Genomic DNA, 17039 nt, shown 5'->3' with positions numbered 1-17039 from the left:
AATTTCAGTCAGACAATCAAACACCGCGCCATGACAAGCCGCCATCATGAAGAGACTGTCGTGCGTGCGCGCATCCCAGGTGTCGCTCGTCCGCCCGCTGGGCAAAACAGCGTGCAGCACGCCACCGGCCTTGGGTGTTGCCGCAGCCAAGCCCAAACCTGACGCCGCCAGCACACCTGCTGCGGCACCGGTGGTCAAAAGGCTTCGTCTGCTGATGCGTGACAAGGTCAAACTCCGTTAAGTCGGGGGTAGATGAGAAAGCCATCTCGCCCCAATGTCCAGCCGTTTTGCTAAATCCGCGCCAAATCGTCCATGATGCGCACAAGCTCCGCGCTGATCCCGGGCTCCGACAAGGCGTGGCCCGCGTTCCGAATGATCCGAAGATCGGCCATTTTCCCCCAAGCCGACGCCAAATCATAGGCGGCCTTTGGCGGGCAGATCATGTCATACCGACCCTGCACGATGTATCCCGGAATATCTTTGAGTACCGCCATATTCGCGAGAATATGTCCGTCGGTCTCCAAAAAACCCCTGTTGCGGAAGTAGTGATTCTCTAGCCGCGAAAACGCGCGCGCGTACTCAGCGGGTGCATCCCCACTGGACCCATTGGAGTACACAGAGGCCAGCGCATTTTCCCACCCCGACCAGGCGCGCGCATACTTAATTTCGGTGGCGCGATCTCCACAGAAAAGGCGGTGGTGATAGGCTTCGATCAAATCGCCACGCTCTTCTTTTGGCACCAGTTCAGCAAACCGCGCCCACGGTTCCGGCCAGAAATGACCGGCGCCACCGCCATAGAACCAATCCAGCTCCGATTGAGTCATAAGAAACACGCCTCGCAGAACCAGATATACCGTCTGCGCCGGATGGGATTGCGCATACAAAAGTGACAGGGTTGCACCCCAGCTGCCGCCAAAGACAATCCATTCGTCAATCTCCAGCGTATCCCGAATACGTTCCATATCCGCCACCAGGTGCCAGCTGGTGTTGTTCTCCACTTCGGCATGCGGGCGAGAATGGCCACACCCACGCTGATCAAAAAGGATCACACGATAGACATTGGGATCAAAATACCGCCGCATCGCAGGACTGGATCCGCCGCCGGGGCCGCCATGCACCACAACAACCGGCAACCCCCTTGGATTGCCCGATTGTTCGACGTAGATGCTGTGCCCGTCTCCCACGTCCAGCATCCTCTGGTCAAAGGGCTCGACCGGAGGATAAAGGTAGTGCACTGCGCGCTTTTGGCCCGAGTTTTTGTCCATGTCCTACCTATAATGGTTGCGACGCCCAAATGAGCATGGAGAGTTGAAAATGCAAGCCACCAATACCACGGTAGACCCTGCCGAAGTGGCCAAATTTGAAGCCATGGCGGCTGAATGGTGGGATCCCAACGGCAAGTTCAAACCGTTGCACATGCTCAATCCGTGCCGCCTTGATTACATTACGACGCAGATTGCCGCGGAGTTCAATCGCGACTTATCTTCCGCGCGCCCTTTTGAGGGGCTGCGTCTGCTCGACATTGGCTGCGGTGGCGGTTTGCTGTCAGAGCCAATGGCGCGTCTTGGGGCCGAGGTGATTGGCGCAGATGCCGCTGGGGGAAACCTGCCGGTGGCACGTATTCATGCCGAGCAATCAGGGCTGACCATCGATTATCGCCACACAACAGCCGAAGCGATGGCTGAAGCCGGAGAGCAATTTGACGTCGTTTTGAATATGGAAGTTGTTGAACATGTCGCTGATCCGTTGAGCTACATGACCGCTTGTCAGCAACTGCTCAAATCCGGCGGCTTGCACATTTGCTCCACCATTAACCGGAATCCCAAGAGCTTTGCGATGGCGATTGTCGGCGCGGAATACGTCATGCGCTGGCTGCCCAAAGGCACGCATGAATGGCACAAGTTCATCACGCCAGACGAGTTGTTCGGCCTGATCGAACAATCCGGCCTGACACCGGTGGATCGCAAGGGGTTTGTGTTCAATCCGATCAGCTGGCAGTGGTCGATTTCGGACAAAGACCTGAGCGTCAACTACGTAACCGCCAGCACAAAATCCTGACCGTCTACTCTTCGAGCTTCAACCGCAACTCGCGCAAGATCGGGAGCGCTGCGCGCACCCGGTCATCCCCCAAACGGCTGACCATGTCATTGATGATCGGCTCCATGCTGGCCAGAGCCGCATCGCGGGCCTGCCGGCCTGCCGGGCTGATTGCCACCATCTTACGACGTGCATCGTCCCAATCCGGACGAATATGCACGTAACCTGCGGTCTCCAACTTGTGGAGCGTATTGGTCATCGCGCCACGGGTAAGATGGAACGTCTTGGCAAGTTGCGCCGGACTACGTTCCGCGTTGGAGCGATCCAGATGGTTGAGCACCGAAAAATGCGACAGCTCCATGCCCTTGGGAAGAACCTTGGACAAACGGGAGCGCGCAAGCTGATCCACCATCAGAATCTCGCCAAACAGCGTAATCGCCAATCCGCTTTTGTCGTTCATTTAGGGCCCGCTGAAGTCTCGGTCATGTTGTAGGGACGGCACCTGCCTGCGGGCCTTCTGAACCAATGTCAGATCAAGATCAACAAGCGTGACCCCGGGTTCTGTACCTGCATCGGCCAAAACCTCTCCCCAAGGCGCGACAATCATAGAATGCCCATGAGTGCGGCGCGATTGTCCTTTGGTGGCAGGGTGTTTCCCTGTTTGCGCAGGTGCAATCACAAAACAGCCGGTTTCAATCGCACGGGCCCGCAACAAAGTCTCCCAATGTGCCGCACCGGTGATATGAGAAAAGGCGGCAGGCACCGTCAGGATCTCCGCACCTGCTTTTGCAAGCTTTCGATGCAGTTGGCCAAATCGCACATCATAGCAAATGGACAATCCAAGATTTCCAAAGGGCGTCTTCGCAACAACCGCCTGCTCACCAGGCCGGTAGCCATCAGATTCGCGATAGGTCTCTTCCGGCGTCACATCCACATCAAACATGTGGATTTTGTCGTAGCGTGCCACGATGTCTCCGGCAGCCGAAATTACAAACGATCGGTTGGCAAAACGGCCATCCATTTCGTTGGTCTTCAGTCCGAGACTGCCAACCAGCAACCATATGCCTAGCTCCGCACACAAGGCTTGAAGCCCTGCTAGCGTCGCGTCATCCGCCTCATGGCGAAGCACGCTTTCCTGATGGCTGCGGCTTGTCGACAGGCAATTCATCACCTCCGGCAAAAAGGCAAATTCTGCCCCTTGCGCCTTGGACTCGCGCAGCATGGCACTTGCCGTTGCCAGGTTTTCCTCAGGCATGTCCGAAGACGTCATTTGAAGCAAGGCTGCGCGCATTGTCAGTTAAGCCGCCAGCAAAGGATCAAGCTTACCCGCGCGCTCCAACGCATAGAGATCATCACACCCGCCAACATGTGTGTCGCCAATGAAAATTTGCGGCACGGTGCGGCCACCGTTCGCCCGTGTGATCATCTCCGGCTTGCGGTCAGGGTCTTGCAAAACATCGATCTCGACAAACGAGACGTTCTTGTGCGTCAAAAGCCGTTTGGCGGCGTGGCAAAACCCGCAAAGTGGGCTGGTGTAGATCTCGACCGGCTGCATGGCGTGTCCTTGTGATTTCCTGTTTTCCGTTGTCCGGCATTTAGGCATCCTTTGCAACGCGCGCCAGTGTTGCCACACACACTTCTTTGGCATTTGCAGCTAGGCAGGCCTGTGTCGCGGCGCGCAAAGTTGCACCACTGGTCAAAACATCATCAACAAGAAGCACCTTGGCACCCTTTATCAGATCGGCTCTTCGTCGATTGGGTTCGATTGCCCCTCGCAGTTTTTCCGCCCTCTCAGCAGCGCCTAACCCCTCTAGCCCACCCAATCCTCTCAGGCGCACCAACAGATCGGCACAAAACGGAATACCTGAAAGAGACGCCAAATTCTTTGCCAACAATGAGGCTTGGTTATACCGCCGCTTCAGAAAGCGCAGGCGATGCAGCGGCAATGGCGCGATCACATCAACACCTTTCAAGAGCGGACGTACCGCTTGGTTGAGCCATTGCGCCGCCGGTAGAGCTATGTCTGTGCGATCGCCGTGTTTGAAAGCCAGGATCAAGTTACGGCCAGCGCCACGATACAAGATCGCAGATCGTCCTCGTGTCCACGGAGGGGGATCAGACAGACAGGCGTCACACACAACGCGACACTCCTTTGCCTCTGCGGTCACTGGACGCCCGCAACTGTCACACACGGCGCCGCCAAGGAAGGTGGTTTCCGCCCAACAATCGGAGCACAACCCAAAATCACTTTCCACCATGTGGCCACAAGCCACACATCGTGGGGGAAACAATAGGTGTATGGCGGTTTGAAACTTCGCCTTCACCTGCCTATTGTCCGCAGCATGCAAAACAACCCTCGCCTCACTGACAAAAATGCTCTGCGCCGCAATCGCGCCCGCGCAGACCTGAACATCGGCATGTTTCTGCACGATGCAGCCATTGCTGAAGTTCAGGATCGCCTCAGCATGGTTAACAGGGGGTTTACAGCGCCAGCCATCGTGACCGGATTTCCGAACACCTGGCAGAGATGTTTGCCAGATGCGAAGACTGTGGCCGACAATGATGTTCTGGATCTGCAAATCCAGCACCATGATCTGGTGATCCATGGCCTTGGGCTACATTGGGCCGATGATCCGGTTGGGCAAATCATTCAATGTCGGCGCGCGCTCAAAGATGACGGCTTTTTTCTCGCCGTGACATTTGGCGGGAAAACCCTGCATGAATTGCGTGCCGCATTGGCGCAGGCTGAGGTGGAAATCACCGGTGGCCTGTCTCCGCGGATTGCGCCAATGGGAGAAATTCGCGACCTTGGCGCGCTGTTGCAGCGGGCGGGGCTGGCCTTGCCGGTTGCAGACACCGTTCCCTTAACAGTGACCTACGAAACCCCTTGGGCGCTTATGAAAGATTTGCGCGCAATGGGAGAAGGAAATGCTCTCGTCGAACGCCTCAGGCGCCCGACACGCCGCGCCGTTTTGATCCGGGCCTGTGAAATCTACGTAGAGACATTTATGGACTCCGGACGCATCCCGGCGACCTTCGAATTGATATTCCTCACTGGTTGGGCACCGGATGCCAGCCAGCCACAACCGCTGCGCCCCGGCTCAGCCACAACTCGTCTCGCGGACGCGCTCAGCACGTCTGAAATCAAATTGCCAAAGTGACTCACTTACACGGACCTCAGCACATGACCCAAGCTACATGCCCGGCCCACGCCCCCAAAGACCACCCGAAAGTGGCCCGTGGCAAAACCGGCATTCTCCTGGCCAACCTCGGCACGCCAGATGACCATACCTATTGGCCCATGCGTCGGTATCTGAACGAATTTCTATCTGACAAACGTGTGATCGATTATCCGTCCTGGAAATGGCAGCCTTTGTTGCAATTGATCATCCTGACAAAACGTCCGTTTTCAAGTGGGGAAGCGTATGAATCCATTTGGGACAAAGAGCGCGGTGAAAGCCCGTTGATGGTGATCACCAAGGATCAAACCGCCAAGATCAAAGAGACATTGGAAACCCAATACGGCGATCAGATCATGGTGGACTTCTGCATGCGGTACGGAAACCCATCGACGATCTCGAAGGTCCGGAACATGGTCGCCGCAGGTTGTGAGCGCATCCTGTTTTTTCCGCTGTACCCACAATATGCAGGCGCCACCACCGCGACTGCCAACGACCAGTTCTTCCGTGCTCTGATGAAAGAAAAGTGGCAACCGGCTGCGCGCACCGTGCCTGCGTATTTTGAACATCCGGCCTACATCGACGCCTTGGCAAAATCTGTGGAGGATGCCTATGCCAAAGCAGAAAAGCGCCCCGACCTATTGGTTGTATCCTATCACGGGATGCCCAAACGCTACCTGATGGAGGGCGACCCGTATCATTGCCAATGCCAGAAAACCACGCGCCTGCTGAAAAAGCGGCTGGGTTGGCAAGACACTGATCTGCGCACAACTTTCCAATCGCAATTTGGCCCGGAAGACTGGCTGCGCCCCTACACAGTAGAAGAAGTAGCCCGCCTCGCGAAAGAGGACGGCAAAACCAACATTGCAGTCATTGCGCCGGCTTTTTCTGCCGATTGCATCGAAACACTGGAAGAGATCAATGAAGAGATCAAGGAGAGCTTTGAGGAAGCCGGAGGCGAGGACTTTCTCTACATTCCTTGCCTGAACGGCGATGAATCTCACATCTCAGCTCTGTGTCAAATCATCGATGAAAACCTGGGAGGTTGGGTAAAATAACCCAACCAGACATGTCTGGTGCGTCATCCGTGCACCCAGGCCCCGAACGCAAAAAAGGCGGAGCCAAGCTCCGCCTTTTCTATTTTCAGATCGCTTTAGTGCGACTTAGGATGCAGCTGCAGCCGCGGCCACGATGACCAGCAGCAGAAGCGGAACCCAAACGTCATTGCCGGAGCTACCAGCAGCTTCTTCGATCACAACAGGTTCAACAACCGGATCGGCCATGGAGCCCGCGAATGCGGTGGAAGCAGCAGCAGTCAGAGCAGCAGCGAGAACGAGTTTCTTCATAGTATCCTCCAGAATTCGCTTGCCACCAATACAATGAGGGCGATGACAAGCACCCAAGACTTACCTCGTAGGAAATGTCTAAACAGCAAAATGTTGGCTTTGCAAACCCAAGATTGCCGAAACGCCCCTACCAAGGTCTAAATGTCGTCAAATTAGCAACACTTGCGTGCCGACTTTTGTCAACGAAAACAATTCGGAGATGTGTTCGTTGTACAGCCCAATGCACCCGTTGGACGAGCGGCGGCCAATTTTGCGCGTGTCATGGGTTCCGTGGATCCGGTAATAGGTCCAACTCAGATAAAGAGCGTGTGTTCCCAAGGGATTATCAGGTCCGGGACCCACGTAGTCCGGCCATTCAGGATTGCGCTTCTTCATCGATGGTGTCGGACGCCAACTTGGACCGTCCACTTTACGCACCACCGTGGTGCGCCCGCGACGTGTGAGATCTTCGGTCAGAGGCACAGATGTAGGGTACAGTTTGTATACGGACTCGTCTTCAGACCAATAATGCAAGGCGCGCGATGTGACGTCGACCAGCACAGCGCCGTTTTTGAGGTTGTCAAAATAGGGAGCCCAATCCAGCGAGCGGAAGCTCGAGATGTTGCGCACGACAATCTCGTCCAGATCCCGCTCCACCTCTGTGGTTCCGGTCTCGGTTTGTGCAATTGCCGGCGCGCTCAGAAAAGCTGCACCGCTCGCCAAAAAGGCACGACGACCAAGTTTATTAGACCGATCTACAGCCATTTGTTCCTCCAGAACCCACATATAAAAGACCGGGCGATCATATGGCCGGAAAGCCGCAGTCGCAAATCAATCAAACGTTAAAAGAGCAATGTCACGCCGATGTGGGTTTTCATGGCAACTTTGGACGGTTAGGACTCTGCCATTCAATTTTTTGGGACGGGAATACAATGCGTGCAATTGCTCTTTTGCTGGTAGCAGCTCTTGGTTTGGTAGGCTGTGGTGCAGGCGGTTCCAGCACCAAGCAATACAAGATCTCCGGCAGCAGCACATCCAAAGTGCAATATCAGGTATTGGACTCTATCAACGCCCTACGCGCCGCCTCTGGTGCTCCGGCCGTCGAATTGAATGCCCAGCTTAACGCCGCAGCCGCAACCCACTCCCGCGATATGTCTCTGCAGAATCGCCCCTGGCACTTTGGCTCTGACGGATCTTCACCTCTGGATCGCGTTGCCCGCGTTGGCTATTCCGGCACGCTTGCCGGTGAAACCATCAGCGAAACCTACGAATCAGAGGTCGAAACTCTTGCGGCTTGGATGCAGCAGGATGACACCCGCGCCGTGATCCTGGACCCGCAAGCGCAGGACATGGGCTTTGCCTGGTTCCAAGAAGACAGCGGCAAAATCTGGTGGACCCTGGTGATGGGCAAGCGCACAGCGGTGCAGCTTGCCGATTTTCAGGGGTAAATCGAGATCACGGTGCCGTTGTTCACCATCGCGTAAATCTCGCGCATTTCCCGATCCGTGACCGCGATGCAGCCCGCCGTCCAATCATCCTTGCCGTCCCGATACTTCTTGGGACGTCCGTGGATGAAGATGTCTCCGCCGGGTGATTTGCCCAATGCAGCCGCATTCGCGCGATCTGCTGCGTTGGGATAGGATACGCCAATCGACAGGTAGAACTGGCTGTTAGGATTGCGGCGGTCGATGTAGTAATCGCCCTCTGGCGTCTTGCCGTCACCTTCCACTTGCTTATGTCCAACCGGCTGGAAACCCAGGTGCATATCGTAGGATTTCAACACCTTATCGTGGTGCATGAGATACAGTTTACGCTGCTCCTTGAACACCGCAACGCGGGTCACTTCCGGCCCGTTGTATCGCATAAATTTGCTGGAACAGCTTGCCAAGCCAAACGTCAACACCGCAATCAACAGCGCGGAAACCAAACGCATCATGTAGGTCCTTTATGTACCCTGCCTCATTTTGAGGTCGTCTATCAGATTTTGGCCGTTTTGGCCTCTCACGGCTGCGTGATAGCAGCTATTTCCGAACAAATCTTGAAGCCAATTCCACATGGGAAGACCAGCGGAATTGATCAACGGTTTGCACCCAATCAAGGTGATAGCCAGCCTTAGTCAGAACAGCCGCATCCCGCGCAAAAGTCACAGGATTGCACGACACATAGGCGATTTCTGCAAGGTCGGATTTTGCCAGTTCCGCAACCTGAGCCTCTGCTCCGGCACGCGGCGGGTCAATCACGGCAAAATCATAGTTTAAGTCTTCCGTCACAATCGGATTGCGGAACAGATCCCGTGCCTCAGAGGTCACCTGCTTGAGACCTTGAGATTTGCGCCATCCGACGTCCAAAGCCTGGATCATGGCCTTCTCACCCTCGACACCGTGCATTTGGTATTGAGCCGCCAAGGGCAAAGTGAACGTGCCTGAGCCTGCAAAGAGGTCAATGCCACGATCGCCTTGCGTGATTGCGCTTTCCACCGCGCTCAGTAGCGCCGATTCACCTTCTTTTGTGGCCTGCAAGAACGCACCGGGGGGGGGCACAACGGAGGCAGCGCCAAAGCTTTGGGCAGGGGCAACGCGGGTGGCAATCACCTCACCATCCCACGTCAGACGCGCCAGTTTGAACCGCTCCACTTCCTGCGCCATCCGCGCAAGCAGTGGGCCGTCCAACTCTTTGCCGCCGACAATGGACAGGTCCAGACCTGCATCAGACAGGTTCACAGTGACGCTCAACTCGCCTTTGCGCGATCCGCCAATCTGGGCCAGATGCGCAATCACATCACGGGCAGGCAAAAGGTCCGGATGTAGAAGTTGGCAGTCTGGAACCTCGACGATGACGTCGGACGCGCGGGCATGAAACCCAACCAAGGCCGCCTTCTTGGTGCGACGTGCTGAGAACACGGCGCGGCGGCGGGACTTGGCCGGAGAGGTCGCAATTGGGCGCAAGACTGTTTCCAGACCTTGCGCCGCAAGCGCCTGGCGCACCACGTCCACCTTCCAATCCGCGAGGAACGCGTCGGAGGCATGTTGCAACTGGCACCCGCCACAAGACTTGAAGTGGCGGCAAGGCGCTTTCACACGATGCTCGGACGGAGTCACCACCCGCATGTTGGTCAGGCCGTCGCCGTCAATGTCCCCCTCCACGGTCTCGCCGGGTAGGGTCAAAGGGGCATAGATTGGGCCATTGGCGATCCCGTCGCCGTGCAGCCCCAAACGCTGGATCTCAATCTGGCTCATGCCCGTCCCTTAGTGGGGGACGGGCATGAGGTCAAATTTTACTCGGCCGCTTCGTCTGCGTTCAGGAAACCGCCGGACTGGCGTGCCCAGAAGCCAGCATAAAGGCCATTCTGCGCCAACAGTTCGGCATGGCTGCCCTGCTCTACAATTCGGCCCTGATCCAGTACCAGAATGCGGTCCATCTCCGCAATCGTGGATAGGCGGTGCGCAATGGCGATCACGGTTTTGCCCGCCATCATGCCATAAAGCGTGCGCTGAATCGCGGCCTCAACTTCGCTGTCCAAGGCGCTGGTGGCCTCATCCAGCAGCAGAATCGGCGCATCTTTCAAGATCACACGCGCCAGAGTGATGCGCTGACGCTGACCACCAGACAGTTTTACTCCACGCTCGCCCACATGGGCATCATAGCCGGTGCGCCCTTGCGGATCTTCCAGATCCAGAATGAAGTCATGCGCCTCTGCCTTTTTTGCCGCCGCGATCATGTCCGCTTCTGAGGCGTCTGGACGACCGTATAGCAAGTTATCGCGAACAGACCGATGCAGCAGCGAACTATCCTGTTGCACCATGCCAATTTTATCGCGCAGGCTGTTCTGCGTGACCGAGGCAATGTCCTGACCATCAATCAGAATTTGCCCCTTTTCGGCGTCATAGAACCGCAAAAGCAGCTTCACCAACGTGGACTTGCCCGCGCCGGAGCGGCCGATCAAACCCACCTTTTCGCCTGGCGCAATGGTCAGCGAGATATTGTCCAAGCCGCCGCTATCACGACCATAGTGGTGCGTGAGTTGCTGCAGCTCAATTTTACCGTCGGCAAAATCTAGCGGCTTGGCGCTGGACGCATCAACCAAATCAATCGGTTGGGCGATGGTTTCCATGCCTTCAGCCACCACACCCAACTGCCGGAAGAACGAGGTCAACGCCCACATGATCCAGCCGGTCATCGCGTTCAGACGCAGGCTCAGGGCGGTGGCGGCGGCGACCACGCCTACGCTGGCCAAGCCCTGCATCCAGAGCCAGATGGCCCAGCCCACCACACTTACGATCAAGAGGCCGTTCAACATGACCAACATCACATCCATCATAGTAAAGATGCGCATCTCCGCCTGAAAAGTTTCGCGTGAGTATTCAATGGCTTCCTTGGCATAATCCAGCTCGCGCTTGTTGTGCGCAAAAAGCTTCACCGAGTGGATGTTGGTATAGGCATCCACCACACGACCGGTGACTTTGGAGCGTGCATCAGAGGCCTTTTGCGACGCGGGGCCAACCCGTTTCACCGTCCATTTTACCAAGAACCCATAGAGCACCAGCCAGCCCAGCATTGGCAGCACCAAACGCGGGTCGGCATCGGCCAAAAGGATGGCTGCACCAACGACATAAGCGATGGAGAAAGTGATGGCGTCAAACACCTGAAACACCGCTTCGCCAGCCGCCGGGGGCGTCTGCATAATCCGATTGGCAATGCGGCCTGCGAAGTCGTTCTCAAACCAGCCAACCGATTGACGCAAAACATGTTTATGGGCCCGCCAACGGATCAGGGTGCCGAAGTTTGGCAGCACCGTGTTGTTGAGCAGGAGCACGTCAAAGGCTTGCAGCGCAGGACGAAGGAACAGCACAAAGAGGATCACCAGAATGAACTCGGTGCCGTGGTTGGCCCAGACTTGGGACGGGTCGCCACTCAACAGGTCCACAATCCGGCCCATGTAGGCGATAAGACCGATCTCTACCGCGGCCACAATGATCGACATTATCGTAGCAAAAACAAAGACTTTGCGGAATGGCTGCGCGTATTCCCGCATAAAAGGCCACAGCTTGGTGGGAGGCGTATCTACTTCGTCGTAGTCGCAATAGGGGTCAACAAGGGTCTCGAAGAACTTGAACATGAGAATGTCCTGAAAAAACAGTGGATTGTGCAAAATGAAGTGACTTGCCATCTCTGGCCGCCACAGCGGTCAGATAGGCTTATGAAAACCAGATCCCGCGATACATCATGCACTCCCTCTCATGTTTGAGTTGTCGGCATGCTGGCGCAGTGTTGCGTATACGTCAACCTATGATTTACCCGACCTTTGGCACGTCGGTATTGTGTCGGTATTTTGACTGTTTCGCGGAGGCGCGGCCCTTGTGGCGGTTGAACGGGTAAACACAACGTGCGCAAGGTGTTGCGTGATCTGGCGGCGCAACACGCAGGCCGGATCAGCGCGGCAAAATCAGGACAGCGTGTCCAGTAGCTCGGGCTTTGTCAGCGCGAAGCCGGACGCGATCCAACGTGATTCGAGTTCTTTGAGCGCCTTGCCCAGCGCCGCGCCCTGAAAGCGCTCGATCAGGTCCTTTGGGCGGATCGGGAACTGCGCCTCTGACCCGTTTTGCGCGGCGGCCAGATCATCCGACATCAGCGGCATTTCAAAAACAGCCGCGCGCAAGAGCAAGATGGACGTCGCGGCCTCAACACCGTGATGATAGCCCAGCGCGCCGGGGGCGTCGGACGACTCCAGCCCGTTGCGCAACACGTCGCGATGGCGGACGGCCTTGTTGGACAGTCGAAGTGCCTCGGCAATGTTGTCGCCGCCCAAAACCGTCAGGCGGCGGATTGGGTCGATGGCCACCGCATGCATCTCTTCCAGATGCACGAGGGGCGCCAAGGCGCGGTCATCCGTGCCCGGAAGGATGGCAGTAAGCGCTCCGGTCTGGCGCATGGCCGCCACTGACGGGGCCGGATCAGGGGCACCCATCAGTTTCACGGTCTCGCTACCGACTCGTTCGCGCGACAGCGAAGCCAACCCATCGATGTTGGCCGCGATGGCCGCCAGCGCCTCTGGGTCCATGCCTTCGGCCGGGTCGCCGTAGTAGGCGTGAAAGCGGAAGTACCGCAGGATGCGCAGATAGTCTTCGCGAATGCGGTCCTCGGCGTTGTCGATGAAGCGCAAGCGACGGGCCTTGAGATCTTCGATGCCGCCTAAGGGGTCCACCACGGTGCCGTCAGATCGGGCGTAAAGCGCGTTCATGGTGAAGTCGCGGCGGCGGGCATCGTCTTCGACATTGTCGGAGAAGGCGACAACGGCGCGACGACCATCGGTTTCCACATCATGGCGGAAAGTGGTGATTTCATGCGGGATGCCATCGGCCACCACAGTGATGGTGCCGTGGTCGATGCCGGTTGGGATCGCGTTGAGGCCGGCGCCTTTCGCGAGTTCCATCACCCGCTCTGGACGAGCATCAGTAGAGATGTCGATGTCATTCACCGGCGCGCCCAAAAGCGCGTTGCGCACGCAGCCGCCAACCAGCAAGGCTTGGTGTCCATGTGTCTCTAACATGGCGCAAACCGCCTGTGTTGGCGCAGCCGTAAGCCAATCTCCGGTGACCTTCATGTGCCAGACACCCGCTCTGCCAGACCGCGCAGAATGCGAGCGGTGGCGCCCCAGATGTAATAGGGGCCAAAAGGCACGGTGAAGTAGTGGCGGCGCTGGCCTTGCCAGCGACGGGATTGGATCGAGAAGAGCGCCGGATCGGTCACGTGGGCCAGCGGCACGGAGAAGACTTCTTCGACTTCCCCCGGCTCCGGGATCACGTCAAAAGCGTCTCTAACATGGCCCAAAACCGGTGTGATTTGAAAGCTGGTGACGGTTTCATGGGTGGGCAAGGTGCCCAGCACATCGACATTATTGGAAGGCAGGCCAATCTCTTCGCGCGCCTCGCGCAGAGCCGCGGCGATCACATTTGCGTCACCCTCATCCTGCTTACCGCCGGGAAAGGATATCTGCCCCGGATGGTGTTTCAGGTGGCTGGCGCGTTTGGTCAGAATGACATGGGGAATGTTCTGTTTGATCTCAATCGGCACAAGCACCCCCGCAGGGCGCAGTTTACGGCCTTTGGGCAAAACCACATCGGGGTTGAGATCAAAATCAGAAGAGGCCGCGCTGTCCCGGGACAACGCGGCCTTGATGTTTTGGAGCGGATCAGGCGCCCGCGGCATCAGCGCTGCCACCTTTGGAGCGATCCTTGGGCGGCATGCCCACGGTGGCCGGATCCAGATCGTAGTGCGTGCCACAGAACTGGCAGTCCGCCGTCACGCGCCCTTCTGGCGTGGTCATCTTTTCTATGTCCCGCGCCGAATAGATCGACAGGGACTGACGCACGCGCTCTTCCGAACAGGTGCAGCCAAACTTGACCGACTGCGCATCATAAACCCGCGGCGCTTCCTCATGGAACAAACGCACCAAAAGATCGGTTGGCGGCACGGAGGGTCCGATCATTTCCAGATCTTCCACCGAATCCAACAGGATGTTGGCGCGGTTCCAGTTTTCGGCGTCTTCCTCATTGACCACATCTTTGGCCAGCAGATAGCCGCTTTCCCCGCTGCCACCTTCGCCGGAGACTTCGGGGCTGGCCTTGGGCATGTGCTGCAGCATGATGCCGCCAGCTCGCCAATGCTCGCCCACTTCAGGCTCGGTGGATTTGCCAAACTTCAGCGAGAAACGTGTCGCCAGCTGTTCAGACTGGGCAAAATACGCCTCAGCAGACGCCTGAAGCGAGCCGCCCACCAAACCGGAGATGCCTTGATAGGGCTTCATGCCATCGCCTTGGTCGATCAGCACCGCAAAGTAGCCGTTGCCCAGCTGATCAAACGGGGTGCCATCGGTCAGGCGCTCCTCGTCAAAGCTGGCATAGGCGCGGATGCGGGCCACCTCACCTTCGTTTTGCGGCGCGTAGTAATCGGTGGCGATCATGCGCACCGGGCCGTTGGTCTGCACCTGCAGCGACAGCTTCCAGCGCAGGCTGACGGTCTGGCCGATCAATGCGGTCAGCAGGGCCATCTCGGCCACCAACGCCTCCACCTTTTCAGGATAGGCATGCTGTTTGAGGACGCCAGAGAGCACGCCATCAAGACGGGCCACGCGCCCGCGAATATCAGAGTTGTCCAACTGGAACGGCAGCACTGTGTCGTCCCAGGCAATTGTGCTTGCAGCTTTCATGGGGTTTCCTTATCGGCCTTCCCTTGCCATACCGCGACCATATAGGGCCAGCAAGGGCGATAAAAAGGGGTTTCACGCATGATACCACGTTTCGGAACACCGCCGCGTCGGGATGTGACCTATAAATTGCGCCCTGGAGCCTATGCGGTTCTGCTCAAAGGGGAGCAGATGTTGCTGACCCATCAAGCGGAGCCGGTGTCGGAGTTTCAGCTGCCTGGTGGCGGCATTGATCCGGGGGAGAGCCCGGTGGTGGCCTTGACGCGGGAAGTGTTTGAAGAGACCGGGTACCGCATTGCCAAACCACGGCGGTTGGGCGCGTTTCGGCGGTTCACGTTTATGCCGGAGTATGACCTCTGGGCCGAAAAGCTCTGCACCATCTATATGGCGACGCCGACTTTGCGGATTGGCCCGCCAAGTGAGCCGGGACATGAGGCGGTTTGGATGGGCCTCGCAGCAGCCACCGCGCAGCTGGGCAATGCCGGTGACCGGCATTTTGCGGCGCAGTTTCTACGGTAAGTTTATTTAGTCGCCGCGATATTCCAGCAAGATGCCGGACACATCATCCGGGAAGCCTTTGCCACCGGAGAACTCATCGAGTTTCCAGACCATGGCTTGCAGCGTATCCTCTAGAGCGTGACCGGCCAAATCCACCATTAGGGCCTCAAGACCTTCTTCGCCCAAGAGACCATTGCCCGTGTCCGGGCATTCGGTCACGCCGTCAGACAACAGGAACAGACGGTCGCCTTTGTTGAGGTCGATGCAGAATTGCGAGAACTCGGCACCTGGAATTAACCCCACCGGAAGACCACCGGGGCCTTCTTGCTCAATAGAGCCATCGGCGCGCTGAATCACAGGATGCGGATGCCCAGCCTGTGCAAGGATAACGTGTCCTGTGACAAGATCGACATCGGCGAGCAGCATGGTGAAGTAGTGCTCGGTCTCCATCTCATCGAGGATGATTTCATTAAGACGGTCAACAACTTCGGCGGGCGGGAGGTGCGTTGTGCTGCCATCCGGCAACACTTGCATCGCCACATTATGCTCCGGCGAAGTCGCCGATAGGTAGCCAGCGAGTCGTGCCGTGATCAACGCAGAGCTGATTCCATGGCCCGAAACATCGATGGCATACAAACCGATTCGTGTGTCGCTGATCTTATAATGGCCCACCAGATCGCCGCCTACGTGGCCGGAGGACTGCAGCAACAGCGAGACCGCGCCGCGGTCAAAATCCTTGAACCGTTCGGGCACAAGTGATTGCTGCAGCTTCTTGGCGGCGAGCAGGTCGTTGTCCAGCGAGTCATACAAACGCTGAAGCTCGTCCAGCGTTTCCGAGATCACCTTGTTCTTGTCGGTGAGTTCGCGTTCCATGCGCAGGATACGCTCCGCTGCGGAGATCCGCGCGCGCAGTTCGTAGCCGTTCACAGGCTTGGTCAGGAAGTCATCCGCACCGGCGTCAAAGCCTTGAGCAACCTCGGTTTTTTCACTCTTGGAGGTCAAGAGAATGAAGTAGCCATAGGTGTCTGTGCTAAGCTCACGGAAGGCGCGACAGAATTCCAGACCAGACATGCCCGGCATCATCCAGTCCGACAGAATCAGATCTGGCAGTTCTTCGCGACAAATATCGAGCGCCTCCTGACCGGAGGCGGCTTCGATCACATCATAACCATCCCGTTTGAGCGACAAGCTCAGGATGCGACGCTGAACGCGGCTGTCATCAACCAGCAGCACACGTTTGATCACGCCCACATCAGGCGCGTCATTGTTTTCAGCAGAATGTACAGTGTTGGTCGACAAACTTCCCTGACCTTCGCACAAGTTTTGACTTCTTTCGTAACACAACTATGGTCTTGCTACTTAACATGCCGTCAAAAGTAAAAATGAGATAGTTCAAATTTTATCGTGTAGGATTTGTTAACACTTTTCTGTCATTGTCGAGGGGTGAATGATGAGGAAATGCCCATGATTGACTGGGAACGAGTAGAAGAACTGCGCGACGAAATCGGCGCGGAAGACTTTGGTGAAGTGGTGGAGCTCTTTCTTGACGAAGTTGAGGAAGTGATTGCGCGCCTGCGCGACAACCTGGACATTGCCACGCTCGAAGCGGACCTGCACTTTCTTAAAGGCGGTGCGTTAAACCTTGGTTTCCAAACCTTCTCGCAACTGTGCCAAGCCGGTGAAGCAGCGGCCGCGGCAGGCAAAGGCGACACCGTGGATGTGCCCGCAATCCTCGCGTCGTTTGAAGAAAGCAAAGGCGTGTTTGCGCAAAAACTCGCCGCCGCTTGAAAGTCAGCC

Annotated in this window: 20 protein-coding genes and 1 pseudogene; 6 read left to right on the top strand and 15 right to left on the bottom strand. The window is 57.0% G+C overall.

Annotated elements, in window-relative coordinates; all coding sequences use genetic code 11:
• Positions 1-290: 290 nt before the first annotated feature.
• The gene (gene pip, locus SIB38_RS03490) at positions 291-1265 is read right to left on the bottom strand and encodes a prolyl aminopeptidase (protein WP_412551389.1); all 975 of its coding nucleotides are present in this window, start codon (positions 1263-1265) and stop codon (positions 291-293) included.
• Positions 1266-1314: 49 nt separating this feature from the next.
• Here pip and ubiG point away from each other — a divergent pair, with 49 nt between their 5' ends.
• On the top strand, positions 1315-2058 hold the full coding sequence (gene ubiG / locus SIB38_RS03485) for a bifunctional 2-polyprenyl-6-hydroxyphenol methylase/3-demethylubiquinol 3-O-methyltransferase UbiG (protein WP_294118008.1): 744 nt from the start codon (positions 1315-1317) through the stop codon (positions 2056-2058).
• Positions 2059-2062: 4 nt separating this feature from the next.
• On the opposite strand, the gene SIB38_RS03480 is transcribed toward ubiG, so the two are convergent.
• The 5 genes and pseudogenes from SIB38_RS03480 to SIB38_RS03460 all read right to left on the bottom strand — a co-directional run.
• Complete coding sequence (locus SIB38_RS03480; protein WP_168590904.1) at positions 2063-2497, bottom strand: MarR family winged helix-turn-helix transcriptional regulator; 435 nt, start codon at positions 2495-2497, stop codon at positions 2063-2065.
• Positions 2498-3328 (bottom strand): carbon-nitrogen hydrolase family protein, encoded by an 831-nt coding sequence (locus SIB38_RS03475; RefSeq protein WP_412551388.1) that lies wholly within the window; start codon positions 3326-3328, stop codon positions 2498-2500.
• Between the two features lie 6 nt (positions 3329-3334).
• Positions 3335-3592, bottom strand: coding sequence for a glutaredoxin 3 (grxC, locus tag SIB38_RS03470; protein ID WP_412551387.1), 258 nt, complete (start codon positions 3590-3592; stop codon positions 3335-3337).
• A gap of 40 nt (positions 3593-3632) precedes the next feature.
• A complete protein-coding gene (locus SIB38_RS03465) occupies positions 3633-4094 on the bottom strand; it encodes a ComF family protein (RefSeq protein WP_412552018.1) in 462 nt (153 codons plus the stop codon).
• A gap of 75 nt (positions 4095-4169) precedes the next feature.
• Positions 4170-4361 (bottom strand): annotated as a pseudogene (locus tag SIB38_RS03460) (double zinc ribbon domain-containing protein); the annotation flags it as partial.
• 18 nt (positions 4362-4379) lie between these two features.
• On the opposite strand from SIB38_RS03460, the gene SIB38_RS03455 reads away from it, so the two are divergent.
• Together SIB38_RS03455 and hemH are read left to right on the top strand one after the other, a co-directional pair.
• Positions 4380-5198, top strand: coding sequence for an SAM-dependent methyltransferase (locus tag SIB38_RS03455; protein WP_412551386.1), 819 nt, complete (start codon positions 4380-4382; stop codon positions 5196-5198).
• A 23-nt stretch (positions 5199-5221) separates the two neighbouring features.
• Positions 5222-6274, top strand: coding sequence for a ferrochelatase (gene hemH, locus SIB38_RS03450; RefSeq protein ID WP_412551385.1), 1053 nt, complete (start codon positions 5222-5224; stop codon positions 6272-6274).
• 105 nt (positions 6275-6379) lie between these two features.
• On the opposite strand, the gene SIB38_RS03445 is transcribed toward hemH, so the two are convergent.
• Both SIB38_RS03445 and SIB38_RS03440 read right to left on the bottom strand, forming a co-directional pair.
• The gene (locus tag SIB38_RS03445; RefSeq protein WP_283424386.1) at positions 6380-6562 is read right to left on the bottom strand and encodes a hypothetical protein; all 183 of its coding nucleotides are present in this window, start codon (positions 6560-6562) and stop codon (positions 6380-6382) included.
• Between the two features lie 147 nt (positions 6563-6709).
• Positions 6710-7306, bottom strand: a complete 597-nt coding sequence (locus tag SIB38_RS03440) for a L,D-transpeptidase (protein ID WP_412551384.1) — start codon at positions 7304-7306, stop codon at positions 6710-6712.
• A gap of 167 nt (positions 7307-7473) precedes the next feature.
• On the opposite strand from SIB38_RS03440, the gene SIB38_RS03435 reads away from it, so the two are divergent.
• On the top strand, positions 7474-7989 hold the full coding sequence (locus tag SIB38_RS03435; RefSeq protein WP_294118035.1) for a CAP domain-containing protein: 516 nt from the start codon (positions 7474-7476) through the stop codon (positions 7987-7989).
• Here the strand turns inward: SIB38_RS03435 and SIB38_RS03430 are convergent.
• The 6 genes from SIB38_RS03430 to SIB38_RS03405 form a co-directional block, all read right to left on the bottom strand.
• Positions 7980-8474, bottom strand: a complete 495-nt coding sequence (locus SIB38_RS03430) for a L,D-transpeptidase family protein (protein ID WP_294118037.1) — start codon at positions 8472-8474, stop codon at positions 7980-7982. The genes SIB38_RS03435 and SIB38_RS03430 overlap by 10 nt on opposite strands.
• Before the next feature lie 88 nt (positions 8475-8562).
• Complete coding sequence (locus tag SIB38_RS03425) at positions 8563-9777, bottom strand: class I SAM-dependent RNA methyltransferase (RefSeq protein ID WP_294118039.1); 1215 nt, start codon at positions 9775-9777, stop codon at positions 8563-8565.
• Between the two features lie 38 nt (positions 9778-9815).
• The gene (locus SIB38_RS03420) at positions 9816-11657 is read right to left on the bottom strand and encodes an ABC transporter ATP-binding protein (RefSeq protein ID WP_412551383.1); all 1842 of its coding nucleotides are present in this window, start codon (positions 11655-11657) and stop codon (positions 9816-9818) included.
• 327 nt (positions 11658-11984) lie between these two features.
• On the bottom strand, positions 11985-13142 hold the full coding sequence (locus tag SIB38_RS03415; RefSeq protein WP_294118041.1) for a CCA tRNA nucleotidyltransferase: 1158 nt from the start codon (positions 13140-13142) through the stop codon (positions 11985-11987).
• Positions 13139-13747 carry a CoA pyrophosphatase gene (locus SIB38_RS03410; RefSeq protein ID WP_412551382.1) on the bottom strand — a complete coding sequence of 203 codons (609 nt, stop codon included), beginning with the start codon at positions 13745-13747 and terminating at the stop codon, positions 13139-13141. The genes SIB38_RS03415 and SIB38_RS03410 overlap by 4 nt, the downstream gene beginning before the upstream one ends.
• Positions 13731-14747, bottom strand: a complete 1017-nt coding sequence (locus SIB38_RS03405; RefSeq protein WP_294118044.1) for an Hsp33 family molecular chaperone HslO — start codon at positions 14745-14747, stop codon at positions 13731-13733. The genes SIB38_RS03410 and SIB38_RS03405 overlap by 17 nt, the downstream gene beginning before the upstream one ends.
• Before the next feature lie 78 nt (positions 14748-14825).
• Between SIB38_RS03405 and SIB38_RS03400 the strand changes: the two genes are divergently transcribed.
• Positions 14826-15263, top strand: coding sequence for an NUDIX hydrolase (locus tag SIB38_RS03400; RefSeq protein ID WP_294118046.1), 438 nt, complete (start codon positions 14826-14828; stop codon positions 15261-15263).
• 6 nt (positions 15264-15269) lie between these two features.
• On the opposite strand, the gene SIB38_RS03395 is transcribed toward SIB38_RS03400, so the two are convergent.
• On the bottom strand, positions 15270-16541 hold the full coding sequence (locus tag SIB38_RS03395) for a PP2C family protein-serine/threonine phosphatase (RefSeq protein WP_412551381.1): 1272 nt from the start codon (positions 16539-16541) through the stop codon (positions 15270-15272).
• A gap of 165 nt (positions 16542-16706) precedes the next feature.
• Between SIB38_RS03395 and SIB38_RS03390 the strand changes: the two genes are divergently transcribed.
• Positions 16707-17030: an Hpt domain-containing protein gene (locus SIB38_RS03390; protein WP_294118050.1), complete on the top strand. Its 324-nt coding sequence runs from the start codon at positions 16707-16709 to the stop codon at positions 17028-17030.
• Positions 17031-17039: the final 9 nt, after the last annotated feature.

This window comes from Shimia sp. MIT910701, from assembly GCF_047126315.1.
GTDB lineage: Bacteria > Pseudomonadota > Alphaproteobacteria > Rhodobacterales > Rhodobacteraceae > Shimia.
Note: the sequence above shows the minus strand (reverse complement) of the source record. Positions and strands in the feature narration are given on the sequence as shown.